The organism is Streptomyces alboflavus, assembly GCF_000716675.1.
GTDB lineage: Bacteria > Actinomycetota > Actinomycetes > Streptomycetales > Streptomycetaceae > Streptomyces > Streptomyces alboflavus.
Window position 1 is genome coordinate 35448 of record NZ_JNXT01000063.1, and the last position, 12502, is coordinate 47949.

Consider the following 12502-nt stretch of genomic DNA (forward strand, 5'->3'; position numbering starts at 1 on the left):
ACCCGAAAGGAGGCGCGCACATGAACCCGATGGACCCGCCGGGCCCCCCGCGCCCGGATCCCGACGACCCCCTGGACCCCCAGGACCCCCAGGAATCCGCCGCCTCGTACGGGGCCGCCGCCCTGGCCGCGTACGAGGGCTCCAGGGCGCTGGCCGCCCGGGACGCCGCGCACCGGGCGCACACCGAGCGGCTGCTCCTGGTGTGCGCCGACACGCTGGACGCCTGCGGGCGCCTCCTCGCCGAAGGGCCGGACGGCGCGGACCCGGCCGCGTACCACCGCAGTCTCGAACTCGTCGTGCGGCAGCTGGAGTCGGCGGTCACGGACGAGGGCCTGGAGGTGTTCGGGCGCGCCGGGGAGCGCGCGGACCCGGCGACGCACCACGTCGTCGAGGTGCGCGCCGTCCCGTCCGGGGCGGTCGACGACGAGGTCCTTGAGGTCGTGCGGCGCGGGTATCGATACCGGGGTCAGGTGCTGCGCGCCGCCCGGGTCGTGGTCGCGGCGGCCGAAGAGGGCGCCGACGGCGGGACAGGCAGGGCACCACGGGAAGGGACCACGCACGGATGAAGGCCATCGGGATCGACCTCGGCACGACGAACAGCGCCGTCGCCGCCCACGATCCGCACCGCGGCGACATCGCGGTGCTCACCAACAGCAAGGGCGACCGGCTCACACCGTCCGTCGTGGGCCTGGTGCGGCGCGACGGCAAGGAGCAGACGATCGTCGGCGAGGACGCCCTGAACTGGGCGGTGCGCCAGCCCAGGGACACCATCGTGTCGGTGAAGCGCCTGATGGGCCGGGACTTCGCGGACACCTCGGTGGCCGAGGCCCGCGACCGGCTCAGCTACGAGATCGTGCCGGGTCCCGACGACGACCCGCGCGCCCATGTGACGCTCGGGGGCCGCACCCGCAAGCCCGCCGAGATCTCCAGCGTCATCCTCGACAAGCTGGTGCGGGACGCGGCGCGCACCCTCGGCGAGCAGGTCACGCACGCGGTGATCACGGTGCCCGCGTACTTCCGCGACGCGCAGCGGGCGGCGACGCGGGAGGCCGCGGAGCGCGCGGGCCTGGTGGTGAAGAAGATCGTCGACGAGCCGACGGCGGCCGCGGTCGCCTTCGGCCTGCACAAGCCGGACGGCGCCCGCAGCCGTGTCCTGGTGTACGACCTGGGTGGCGGCACCTTCGACATCTCCGTCCTGAACACCGTCAAGGACCGTGAGGGGAACAGCCAGTTCCAGGTCCTTCGCTCCGCCGGGGACATCTGGCTGGGCGGCGACGACTTCGACCTGGTGATCGTGGAGCGGATCATCGCCTGGATGCGCGCCGAGCGGGGCGTGGACCCGGCGGGCGACAAGGAGTTCCTGTTCCAGGCGAAGAAGGCGGCGGAGGCGGCCAAGCGGGAGCTGAACGAGCTGCCGGAGACGTACATCGTGATCCCGGCCGCGTACCGCGGGCCCGAGGGCATCGTCGACGTCGAGATGGCGCTGACCCGCGACGAGTTCCAGGCGATGATCGCGCCCCTGGTGACCCGCACCATGGACCTGGTCAAGGAGACCCTGTCGGGCTTCGAGCTGAAGCCCGGCGACATCTCCGACGTGCTGCTCGTCGGCGGCGGCACGCTGACCCGCCCGGTGTACGAGGCGGTGGAGGCGTTCTTCGGCGCCGACAAGGTGCGCCGCAACATCAACCCGATGGAGTGCGTGGCGTACGGCGCGGGCGTGCTCGCGGAGACCCTCGACGGCGTGGAGTGCCCCGCCTTGAAGTGCGCCCGGACCAACGAGTACGCCGCCGAGACGTGCGCGGACTGCGGGCAGAGCCTGGTCAACGGGCGTCCGGTGGGCTCCACGGGCCTGTTCGAGTCGACGCCCATGGCCATGGGGATCGCCGCGGTGAAGGGCGCGCAGCGGGACGTGTTCGTCCAGATCATCCCCGCGGGCTCCCCCTATCCGCTGCCCGAGCCGCGCCAGCGCACGTTCCACGCGACGGACAGCAGACTGATCCGGGTGCCGGTGTACGAGGGCGACAGTCATGTGGCGAGCGAGAACCACGAGCAGGGCGTGGTGGAGTTCGAGCTGCCGCAGGAGATCGAGATCAACTGCCATGTGGACGTGTCGTTCAACTACTCCGCGGACCGCATCATCACCGTGCGGATCTCCGTGCGCGGCACGGACATGGTCCTGGAGGCGACACCCCGGCGCGAGAAGCCCCGCACCCCGCCGCCCGAGACCGAGCAGGAGGTCGACAGCGCCGTGCTGCGCGAGGAGCTGGGGCTCGCCGTGCGGGAGGCCCAGCGCTTCCTCAAGCAGTACGGCACCTACATCGAGCAGACGCAGGAGATGAAGGCGCGCCGCGACATCGCGCAGGCGCAGCGGGCCGTGGAGATGGGCGACAGCCGCGAGTACAAGCGCCTGACCGAGCTGCTCCTCGACGACATGTACCACCAGTGCGGGCTCGCCAGTCAGTTCCGGCAGGCCGAACTGGCCTCGGACGGCGCCCCGTTGGAGACGGTCAACGCGATCAGTGACGCCGTCGAGCAGGTCAAGGCCGCCCATCGGCAGGGCAACACCATCCAGACCGCCGAGCAGGCCAAGAACCTGCGCAGCATGATCGCCGTGGCCTACTCGGAGCGCGCGGTGCCGACCCTGCCCAGCAAGAAGGACTACGGAGGCATCCTCCAGGTTCCCGACGACACGGCCGGCGGATGACGGCAGCCAGGGCCGGGGCGGACCGCGTCAGCCTCGGCGTGGACTTCGGCGCCACCGGGGTGCGGGCCCTCTTCGCGGGGTCGGGACAGCAGGTGCGCCGCCTCGACCTGCCCGCGGACGGGCCCCCGTGGCTGGGGTGTGCCCCGGCCGGTTCGGGCGTGCTCCCGGTGACGTTCCCGAGCTTGAAGTCCCTGGTCGCCGGGGGCCGTTCGGTCCCGTGGCGGGGGCAGTCGGTCGACGTGGACACGGTCGTGGTGCGGCTCTTCAGGGCGCTGCGCGAGCGCGTCGAGGAGCAGGCGGACGCCTGGGTCGCGCAGACCGTCGTGAGTGTGCCCGCGTCCTTCCAGTCGGCGCAGCGCCAGGCCCTGCGGGACGCGGCGAGCGAGGCCGGGCTCACGCCCGTGCGGCTGATCAGCGACTCGATGGCCGCGGTCATGGGGCACACCACGGACCGCGACAGCGGCACGTTCCTCGTGTACGGCATGGGGTACGAGGGGTTCGAACTCGGCCTGGTGCGGGGCGTGCGCGGGCACTGCCGCGCCCTCGGCTACGTCGGCGCGGCCACCTCGGGGGGCCGCGCCTTCGACGAGGCCGCCCTGGAGTCCGCGGTGCGGCTCCTGCTGGCGCACCGCGGTCCCGCGTCCGTGACGGGCGCCCCGGCCGAGGTGTGGCTCGGCCTGCGCGAGCGGGCGCAGCGGGCACGGGAGGCGCTGACGGGACCACCCGCCGGGGACGGGGCCGCGGTCACGGACTTCGCGGCACTCACCCTCGACCTGGGCACCGGGCCCGCCCTGCGCATGGGCATCACCCGGCCGAACCTGGACGCCTTCCTGGAGCCGCACGTGCGCCGCACCGTGCGGCGCGCCCAGGCGCTGCTCGACGAGTCCGCGGTGCCGCGCGGGGACGTGGACACCCTGCTCCTGGTCGGCGGCGGCACGCGGATGGAACAGGTGCGCGCGGGCGTCGCGGGCCTCGGCCGGCGCACCGCCCACGGGCCGCCGGAGCTGCTCGCCCTCGGCGCCCTCAAGCACGCCGTGCGGCTCGGGGGCGGCGGCGCCCCCTCGTCCCGCTCGACGGCCCTGGAGGAAGGCCTCCTCGAACCCGCCGACCCGGCCCGCGACACCCTCGCCGACGCCCCCGCCCTCACCGCGACCCTCTTCCCCCTCGACGCCCCGTCCGACGCCCCCGCCGACGGCACCCCGGCCGCGCCGCGCCAGGACGTGGCCCGCGCCAGGGACCTGGCCCGGCAGGGGCGCAGGCAGGAGGCGGTGGCGCTGCTGCGGGACATCGTGACGGAGGCGCGGGAACTCCTTGCGGGGCTTGAGGCCGGTCTTGGGACGGGGGCGGACGGGGGTGCGGACGGGGGCGGGTCCGTGTCCATGGGTGCGGGGGCTGGTGCGGACCCGGGTGCGAGTGCGGGTGGGTCCACGGGCGCGAGCGCGGGTGCGTCCACGGACGCGGACGCGGGCCCGGACACAGGCACAGGCACGGGCACGGGCACGGGCACGGGCACGAGGGCCGGGGAAGGCCGACCGGAGGGCGCCGGTCCCCCGGAGCGGCAGGACCAGCCGGACGCCGAAGGCCGCGTCGTGCGGCAGCGCCCCGGCCGCACCACCGAGCGTCAACTCGCCCGCGCTCGGCTCCTGTTGGAGAGCGGGCGGTACGAGCAGGCCGTGCAGGCCTCCCATCGGGCCTGGCAGGAGGCCACCGCGCACGCGGACCGCGCCGACGTCCTCGACGCGATGATCGACGTGCACTGCGCGGCCGCGATGGCCGACATGTCGCCGGAGCACTTCGCGGACGCCGAGCGGTGGCTGCGGTGCGCCTACGGCCACGACCCGACGAACGAGCGGGTGCGGGGGCTGCTCGCGCGGCGCACCTTCCGGCACGCGGAGGAACTGCACCGGATCGGTGCGCGGGATGAGGCGATTGAGGCCCTTGGCAAGTGCCTCGTGTGGGACCGTGAACACCCCGGGGCCGAGGCGCTGTCGCGTCTGCTCGGCCGTGACGGCAGGAACCGGCGCGGCCGGGGGGACGTCCTCGACTGACGAGGCCTCCCCGGGCGCGGCGCCCCGGCGCTCGCGCCACCGGCCCGGGACGGCCTCCTCAAGCCACTCCGAGACAGGGAGTACGCGTTTGACGCCCGCGGAACTGCTGGACAAGCAGGATCTCATCAAGCAGCTTCAGGACCTCGCGGGCAGACCTGCGCTCAGCCCGCGCGCCGCCGAACTCCAGGCTCTGGCCGACGACTTGACGCACGGCAAGCGGCTCGACAAGTGGGCCGAGCTGGACCTCGTGCACGCCTACGTCCGCCCCGAGACCGTCACCGCGTCCGGCTCCCGCCCGTCGGCGCGCCGCGACGGTCTCCTGGAGGCCGCGCTCGGCGTCCTCGTCTTCATCCCGCTGCTGATCACCTGGTTCGGCCTGCGGGACGCCGTGCGCGCGTACGGGGAACTCGCCGAGGAGAACCGCAAGGAGGCGACGCGGCCCTTCCTCCAGCTGTGGCAGTCCGGCTTCGGCGGGCATCTGTCGCCGCTCGGCCGCTTCGAGAACGTGGCGCTGACGGCGGTCGTCCTCATCGCCCTGCTCGTGCTGCTCTCGGTCGTCCACGCGCGCGTGCGCTGGCGCGCCGACCAGGAGGAGGCCGACCAGGAGGCGGAGCGCGAACGGCTGCTCGCCCGGCTCGCCTCGGTGCTCACCCGGCTCCAGATGCTGCTCGCCCAGCACCGCAGCGCCTCACCGCAGCAGTTCGCGACCGAACTGACCAAGGCCGCCCGGCAGATGAACTCCCTCGCCGCCAAGGCCGAGAAGAACCACAAGGAGCTGACGGCGACGGCCGGGGCGGTGGCGAGCGCGACGACGTCGCTCCAGGACGCCGCGACCAAGCTCACCGAGGAGGTGCCGAAGCTGGGCGCGGCGGCGAACCGCATGGAGACCACGCTGCGCGACGTCCAGGCGGCGACGGTCCAGGCGGGCGCCGCGAACACCGCCGCCGCCGACGTCATCGCCGAGCGCGTGAAGGCGGCGGGCACGACGGTCGAGACCTCGCTCCAGGCCCTGGTCACCGCGCAGCGGGAGCTCGTGACCAAGTCGGAGTCGGTCGCCCGCGCCACCCAACAGGCCTCCCAGGCCCTGGTCACGAGCACCGGCCGCACGAGCGACGCGATGGACGGCATACGCGAGGCCACGGAGCGCTGGGACGCGGCGGCGGCCCACTGGCAGGACGCGGCGGCCCGGGTGGAGTCGGGCGTGCGGTCCGCCGCGGGCGCCACGGCGGGGGCGCCGCCCGTACGCAATGGCGCGGCGCGTCCGGCGGACCTGTACGGGGCACCGCAGGCCGGCGCGTACGGGTCGCCCGACACGGAGCCGTACGGCACGCCGCTGCCCTCGTACGACACGTCGACGGGCCCCTACGGCACCCCGACGCCGCCGCCCGGCAGCACGAACGGGGCCCCCGTGCCCGGGCCCCGCGCGGCCGAGACCCGGGCACCCGAGGGCAGCCCGACGCAGGCACGATCCGCGGCCCCGGAGCCGACACCGGCCCCGGCACCGACACCTGCGCCCACGCGCACTCCGCAGGACGCACCCCGCGCCACCACCCCACAGGACGCCCCACCGCCCCGGCCGACCGCGCCAGTCCCCTCGGACACGCCCTCGGACACCCCCTCGGACACCCCCTCGGGCACGCCTTCGGACGCCACCCCGGACACCGCGTCGGACGTCGCATCGAACCGCACCCGCGCCCTGCGCCCGCCCACCCGGCGCCCGTCCGCTCCCCCGTCGTCCGGGGGTGACGCGTGAGCCCGTCCCGGCGGCGCGGGCGGGGCACGGGCAGTCGGGTCGCGGGCGTCGTCCTCGCGGGCTGGCTCTTCGCCGACCTGCTGCTCGTCCTGGCCTTGGTGTCGATGGCCGACCGGCCCGACCCGCTCGCCGCGCGTCCGAAGCCGTCGAACAGCGCGGACGGGACGAAGTCGCCGAAGCCGAAGCCCACGGGGCCGCGCTCGGTGGAGCGCACGCCCGAGGAGTTCGAGGTCAAGGGCACGGACAAGGACGCGCTCGTGGCGCAGATCGGCCGGTCCACCAAGAAGTGGCAGGGCAGGACCGCCGCGCTGGTGCTGACCTTCGGCGGCGGGCAGAGCGGCACGACGTACGCCCACCGCGTCAACTCGCTGCTCGGCGAGGGCCGTCCGGAGATGTTCACGCGGAAGACGGCGACGGACGACTTCCACGACCTCGGCAACGACCCGTCGACCGCCGTGGTCCGGGTGTACTTCTTCACCGCTCCGGGAGGCTGACCGGTGGCGACGACCTGGCGGCCCGGCGTCCGGGGCACCGACGGCGCGCTCCCGCCGCTGCCCGTGCTCCCCCAGTTCCCCGGCATGCGCGGCTACCGCCAACTTCGGGGCAGCATCAGGGGCTTGGGCTTCCGGCACGCCGCCGACCTGTTGCGGGAGCCGGGGCGGCTGCGGGCGGCGGGCGGTGTCTTCGGCACCCTGCCGAGGGCGGAGACGGACGACGGCTTCCGTGTGCTCGACGGCCTCTGGTTCCCCGGCCGGGGCGGGCTGTGGCAGCGCGTGGACGTGCCGTTCGTACGGCGGGCGCGGGAGGCCTGGCAGACGTCGGCCGACCCGCGCGCGCTGACGGCGGCGGCGGTCGCCGACGTCCTGGAGACCCTGGCGCGCGACCACCCGATGGGCCTGCGGCACATCGTCCTGTGGGAGCTGTGCTGCCTGCTGAAGGACGGCGACGACGGCAAGGGCGGCACGCTCGGCGGCGGCGCGTACGCGGCGACGACCGCCGACGACGCCGCCACGCTCGGCGTGCACCGCAGCGAGGCCCGCCTCCTGGCCGCCGCCGTCGACGACGCGTTCCCGGCCGACGGGACGGAACGCCGCGCGGCGGAGGAGTTCAACGACGTCTGGCCGAGCGTCCGACTGCGCCGCGCCGAGCACCTCGCGGACCTCCTTCCGGCCGCGCCGGACGACCACGCCCTGGCCACGCTGCTCGGGGCCCTGCGGACCCGCTCCGCGAAGGTGCGGTTCCTCGCGTACGCGGCCCGCAGGGCGCAGGAGGGCGGCGACCCGCGGGCGGCGGCCACCACGTGGCTCGGCGCGCTGCGGCAGGCCACGGACGCGCCTGAGCTGCGGGCGGGCCTGCTTCGGGCGGCCACCGCGCTGGCCGACGCGCCGTCCGCCGCCGAGCAGACCGCGGTCCAGGCGTGGACGAACGACCGTGGGGTCGGCCTGAGTTGGCGGACCCCGCACGTGCCGGGCACGCGCCCCGCCACCCCCGTGACGTACGCCGTCCTGTGCTTCGCCGACGAAGCCCCGGAGACCACCACCGAGATCACGCGGATCGACGTGGCCGCCCCGGAGGCACGGCTGCTCACGGCCCACGACCCGGCCGCGCCGCTGGGCCGCGTCCTGCGCTACGCCGTCCTGCCGCTGCGCGGCGACCGCGTCGCCGGGGTGCCGCGCGTCACCGCGCCGGTCCTCGTCGCCCCGGACGTCGAGGGGCTCCTGACCAAGCCCGTGCCGGGCGGCGTCCAGGTGCACTGGCGGCCGCACCCGGCTGCCGTCGACATCGAGGTGCTGCGCTACGACGTGCCGGACGTCGGCGCGGAGCGCGGGCCGAACGTCGTGCCCTGCGGACATCGGGGCCTGGTGGACGACGCGCTGCCCCCGGGGATCTACACGTACCGGGTGAGCTGCGGCTATCCGGGACCCGGCGGCACCGTCGTGCGGTCGCCGGGTGTGCACGTCATGGCCCGCGTCGACGAGTGGCCGACCCCCGTGGCGGAGGTGGCCGCCGAGCTCGCCGGGGACCGGGTGGTGCTCGGGTGGCGCGCGCCGATGCGCGGCTGGAGCACGCTGGTGCCGTGGCCGGGAGGTCCGGTCGAGCCGGGCACGGACGTGTCGGAGCGCTTCGCCCGCCTGACGGCCGGGGACCCGCCCGGCGGGGACGCGCCGGAGCTGCCGGAGCCGCGCCCGCGCCCGGAGGACGCACGGGACCTGCTGCTCGAAGTGAACCCGCCGGTGGCGGGGCGGCTGCGGATGACGGCGGTGAGCGTGCTCGGCGACCGCGCGGTGGCCGGACCCAGCGTCGTCGTCGAAAGTCCGGCCCCGGTCAAGGACTTGACGGTGGTCCGCCTCGCGCGCGGGCGCGCCAACGCGTGGTTCAGCTGGCCGGAGCCCGCCGTGCTCGTGGAGGTCGGCTGGCACGACGGCACGCGCGGCGACTCCCGTCGCGTGCCGCGCAGCACACACCGGCAGCGGCTCGGCGCGGTCGAGCTGGCCGTGCCGGACACCGCCTGCACCGTCACGGTCACGCCGCTGACCCGCCCGGACGCGGTCGCCGTTCCCGCGCCGCCCGCGCACGCCGGCCTGCCCGCGGCGCACCTGCCGCCGCCCCCGCCGGAGCCCCCGCTGTGGCGGAAGTGGTGGCGCCGCTGGCTGCGGACCGGTGCCCGCCGGGGCTGAGGCCCCGCGCGGCACCGGCGCCAGGACGGACCTGCCGCTCCCCTGCCCGCCGGACTCCCCTCGGCCCGGAGCCGGGGGAGCCCGGAGCCCGGACTCCCCCGCCCCCTCTACTCCTTGACCTCCGCCCCCTCTACTCCTTCACCTCCGCCTCCACCCCGCCCCCGAACTCCAGGAGCAGCCCGGACTGCAGCGCGATGGTGCGGCCCGGCTCCACCTCGCGTACCGAACCGTCGTCCTTGCGGACCGTCCACACGTTCTGGGTGCGGTTGGTCAGGCCGTACCGGCCGCGCTGCTTGGGGTGTTCGGTGACCTCGCCGACGATCGCGCGGAAGTCGTGCCGGTCGGGGTCGCCGTCCAGGTGGTGGGCGTAGACGCGGGCGCTCGGGTCGAGGCGGATGCCGCGGCGGGTGCGCAGGGTGGTGCCGGTGGCGGTGACCAGTTCGAGGCGGGGCGGGAGCTGGAGGGGCCGGCCGCACTTCCAGCAGTCCGGCGGGGTGCCGTCGGGCTGCGTCAGGTTCTGCCTGCCGCACGCGCGGCACTGGGTGATGGCGTCGAGGACCTGGCTGAGCGCGTCCCGCCACTGCGTCTCGCGGACCCGCTTCGCGGGCGTCCTCAGGCCGTCGGTGAACGTCTGCACGAACAGGTCGCGCAGGATCTGCGGCAGCGCGGCCCAGGTGGCGATGACGGTCGGCTGCTCACCGGCGACGGGACGGTTGCGGGTGTCCGCCGGGTCGTACACGAAGACCGGGTCGGTGCCGTACAGCTTGCGTTTGGCGGCCTCGCCCATGCAGTGGATGCGCATGGCGAGCGCCCCGTTGAAGGGGTGCTCGTTCATCAGGAGCAGGAACAGGAGCACGGCGAGTGAGTGCAGGTCGGTCTGGGTGCCGGGCTGCGCGCCCCGGTCGCCGCGCACCAGCTCCGGCGCCATGAAGTCCATGGTCCCGGCGACGCCCGCGGTGCCGCCCTCGACGACCGCGTTGTCGTTGTCGCAGACCAGGACGTCGCCGGTGCGCGGGTCGAAGAAGATGTTGCCCCAGTTGATGTCGCGGTAGGCGATGCCCTTGGAGTGCAGCGCGCGGTACGCCTCGACGGTGTGCAGGGCGACCGTCACCAGCGTGCGCATCGTCGCGTCCTTCACGGACGGATCGCGCCGGAACAGCGCGGGCAGGTCCTGGAAGCGCGCGGGGCGCACGTCCATCAGATAGCCGAAGCCGGGCTCCTTGCCGTCGGGGTCCATGACGATGGACCGCGGCCACAGGAAGCGGTCGTCGTCCCAGCCCTTCTCGATGAGCCCTTCCAGGATGTGCCGCTGGCGGGCGTCGGCGAGCTGCGGGTAGTACCACTTCACGGCGCGGTCGCCGCGGACCGTGGACACCCGGTACACCTCGCCCTGGCCGCCGGATCCGAAGAGCTCCCCGACCGTGACCTGTTCCCCGGCCTCGGTCACCAGCTTCTTGCCGGTGGCGAGCATGCCGTTGCTCATGCGGTCCCCGTTCCTTCCGTCATGCCGTTGTCGTTCCTTCCGGTGCCGTGCCGGGCGCGTCGTCGGACGCCGTGCCGGGCGCGCCGCGCTCCGCGCCCGCCGTCGCCGTTGCCGTCGCCGTCGCCGTCGCCGTCGCCGTCGCGAAGGCCGCCACGAGCGTCGTGTCGTCCCCCGAGTACTTCGCCGCCCGCGCCAGCCAGTCCTCCAGCTGTCCCTGGACGGCGGCGACGCCCTGGCCGACGGCGCGTTCGCACACGCCGGTGGCGAAGTCCAGGAAGCCCTGGTGGTCGGCGAAGCTCTTGGAGAGCCCGTCGGTGGAGAGCAGCACGGCCGGCGGCGGACCGCCGGTGAGGGGCTGCCAGTGGGTGCGGGTCTTGCGCCAGGGCTCCGGCTCGCACAGCGAGTCGGTCTCGTCGCCCATGTCGGGTCCGGTGGACAGCGGTGTGCGCGGTACGCCGTCGTCGTCGACGAGCACGATGTCCCCGTCGCCCAACTGCCAGCACAGCAGCATGTGCGGGGTCAGGACGGCGCCGAGCAGGGTGCTGCCGTACGCGGCGAGGTCCCAGGTCCCGGCGGGGCCTTCCTGGTCGCGGCGGGCGCGGGCCGCGGCGCGCCGGGCGGGCCCCGCGCCGTGCGCGGGCGAGCTGGCGTCGTGCACCAGGGCCCGCTGCTGCCAGCGGTGCCCGACGGCCCTCGGAAGGAGCCGGGCCTCGGCGCGCAGCTCCGGCCAGTTCGCCGCGTCGGCGCCGAGCCGCACCGCCTCGTGGGCGAAGACCTCGGCGCAGGCCGTGAACTCCTCGACGGCCCAGCGCGCTCCCTGGTCGCTGCGGAAGTGCGCGGCGGAGCCGTGGCCGTCGGCGACCGTCAGGACGACGGCGCGGCCGCCCGCGGTGGCCTTGGCGGCGCACTGGTCCTGGCTGTACTTCTTGGCGACGCCCTTGACGGCGCCGCGGAGCAGCTCCCAGTCCGCTGCCCGGTCGAGCGGCGCACGGACCGCGGTCACCAGATCTCGTCTTCGTCGCCGCCCTTGGTCAGCGGCGGGCCCACCGGCGCCGCGGGTTTGGCGTCCTCGACCTTGGGGGTGGAGGCGTCCTTCACGACGGCGGTCGACATCCAGCGGATGGCGGCGGCGAGCTGGCGCGGGTTCTTGGCCTGCAGCGGCTCCAGCTCGGGGTTGGCGAGGAACTCCTTCAGCATGCTCTTGTCCGCGTCGTCCCCGATGGCGACGGCGACGCGCACGGCCCGCTTGCCCCAGGGCGTGCTGTCGATGGCGCGCAGGCCCGCACGCCAGTCGTCGGTGGGCTGGCCGTCGGAGGCGAGGGCGAGCACCGGGGGCAGGGCGCGCTGCGGCATCGGCGGGGTCTGAAGGGCCCCGGCGGCCAGCTTGAAGGCGGCGCCCATGTCGGTGCCGCCGTAGGTGTGCACGTCCTCCCAGGAGAAGCTGTCGACCGGGGTCGGCTCGCCGACGTGCCAGCTCGCGCCGCTGGCGAACGAGATGGCCCGCACGAGCAGCGACGCGGCGGGGTTGGCGTCGGCGGCCTGCCGCATCTCCGGGATGGCCTCGCGGATGGCGAAGTTCAGCTGCCCGATCTTGCCGTTGACGCTCATGGAGCCCGAGCAGTCGAGCATCCAGATGAAGTGCACGGGGCGGCTCGCCATGGAGCCGCCGGGGAAGTTGTCGGCGGTCTCGCTGGACTCACGGGTGACGCTGGTGCTGTTCGTTCGGCTCACGCTGGTCCTCTCCAGGTGGATCGGGGTGGATCAGGTCGGGTGCTGACGGTTCCTCAGTACGAGGTGACGTACGGGGAACGAGGCGCGGTTGCGGGACGGTGCGGG

General features: G+C 74.9%; 9 protein-coding genes. 6 read left to right on the forward strand and 3 right to left on the reverse strand.

What is annotated here, in order from left to right; genetic code table 11:
- The first annotated feature begins 20 nt into the window (after positions 1–20).
- The 6 genes from OO63_RS42635 (at position 21) to OO63_RS34495 (ending at position 9183) form a co-directional block, all read left to right on the forward strand.
- A complete protein-coding gene (locus OO63_RS42635; protein WP_030360306.1) occupies positions 21–566 on the forward strand; it encodes a nucleotide exchange factor GrpE in 546 nt (181 codons plus the stop codon).
- The gene (locus OO63_RS34475; RefSeq protein ID WP_030360305.1) at positions 563–2704 is read left to right on the forward strand and encodes an Hsp70 family protein; all 2142 of its coding nucleotides are present in this window, start codon (positions 563–565) and stop codon (positions 2702–2704) included. The genes OO63_RS42635 and OO63_RS34475 overlap by 4 nt, the downstream gene beginning before the upstream one ends.
- Complete coding sequence (locus OO63_RS34480; RefSeq protein ID WP_030360304.1) at positions 2701–4752, forward strand: Hsp70 family protein; 2052 nt, start codon at positions 2701–2703, stop codon at positions 4750–4752. Before OO63_RS34475 ends, OO63_RS34480 begins: the two co-directional genes overlap by 4 nt.
- A gap of 88 nt (positions 4753–4840) precedes the next feature.
- Positions 4841–6505, forward strand: coding sequence for a hypothetical protein (locus tag OO63_RS42640; RefSeq protein WP_051811446.1), 1665 nt, complete (start codon positions 4841–4843; stop codon positions 6503–6505).
- Positions 6502–6999 (forward strand): hypothetical protein, encoded by a 498-nt coding sequence (locus tag OO63_RS34490; protein WP_030360302.1) that lies wholly within the window; start codon positions 6502–6504, stop codon positions 6997–6999. The genes OO63_RS42640 and OO63_RS34490 overlap by 4 nt, the downstream gene beginning before the upstream one ends.
- Before the next feature lie 3 nt (positions 7000–7002).
- Positions 7003–9183 carry a hypothetical protein gene (locus OO63_RS34495; protein ID WP_030360301.1) on the forward strand — a complete coding sequence of 727 codons (2181 nt, stop codon included), beginning with the start codon at positions 7003–7005 and terminating at the stop codon, positions 9181–9183.
- 130 nt (positions 9184–9313) lie between these two features.
- On the opposite strand, the gene OO63_RS34500 is transcribed toward OO63_RS34495, so the two are convergent.
- Genes OO63_RS34500 through OO63_RS34510 form a run of 3 tightly spaced genes read right to left on the reverse strand, consistent with a single transcriptional unit; the run spans position 9314 to position 12325 of the window.
- Positions 9314–10666, reverse strand: coding sequence for a protein kinase domain-containing protein (locus OO63_RS34500; RefSeq protein WP_030360300.1), 1353 nt, complete (start codon positions 10664–10666; stop codon positions 9314–9316).
- Between the two features lie 19 nt (positions 10667–10685).
- Positions 10686–11669: a protein phosphatase 2C domain-containing protein gene (locus tag OO63_RS34505; RefSeq protein WP_051811448.1), complete on the reverse strand. Its 984-nt coding sequence runs from the start codon at positions 11667–11669 to the stop codon at positions 10686–10688.
- Positions 11666–12325, reverse strand: a complete 660-nt coding sequence (locus OO63_RS34510; protein ID WP_033264736.1) for a vWA domain-containing protein — start codon at positions 12323–12325, stop codon at positions 11666–11668. Before OO63_RS34510 ends, OO63_RS34505 begins: the two co-directional genes overlap by 4 nt.
- Positions 12326–12502 lie beyond the last annotated feature (177 nt).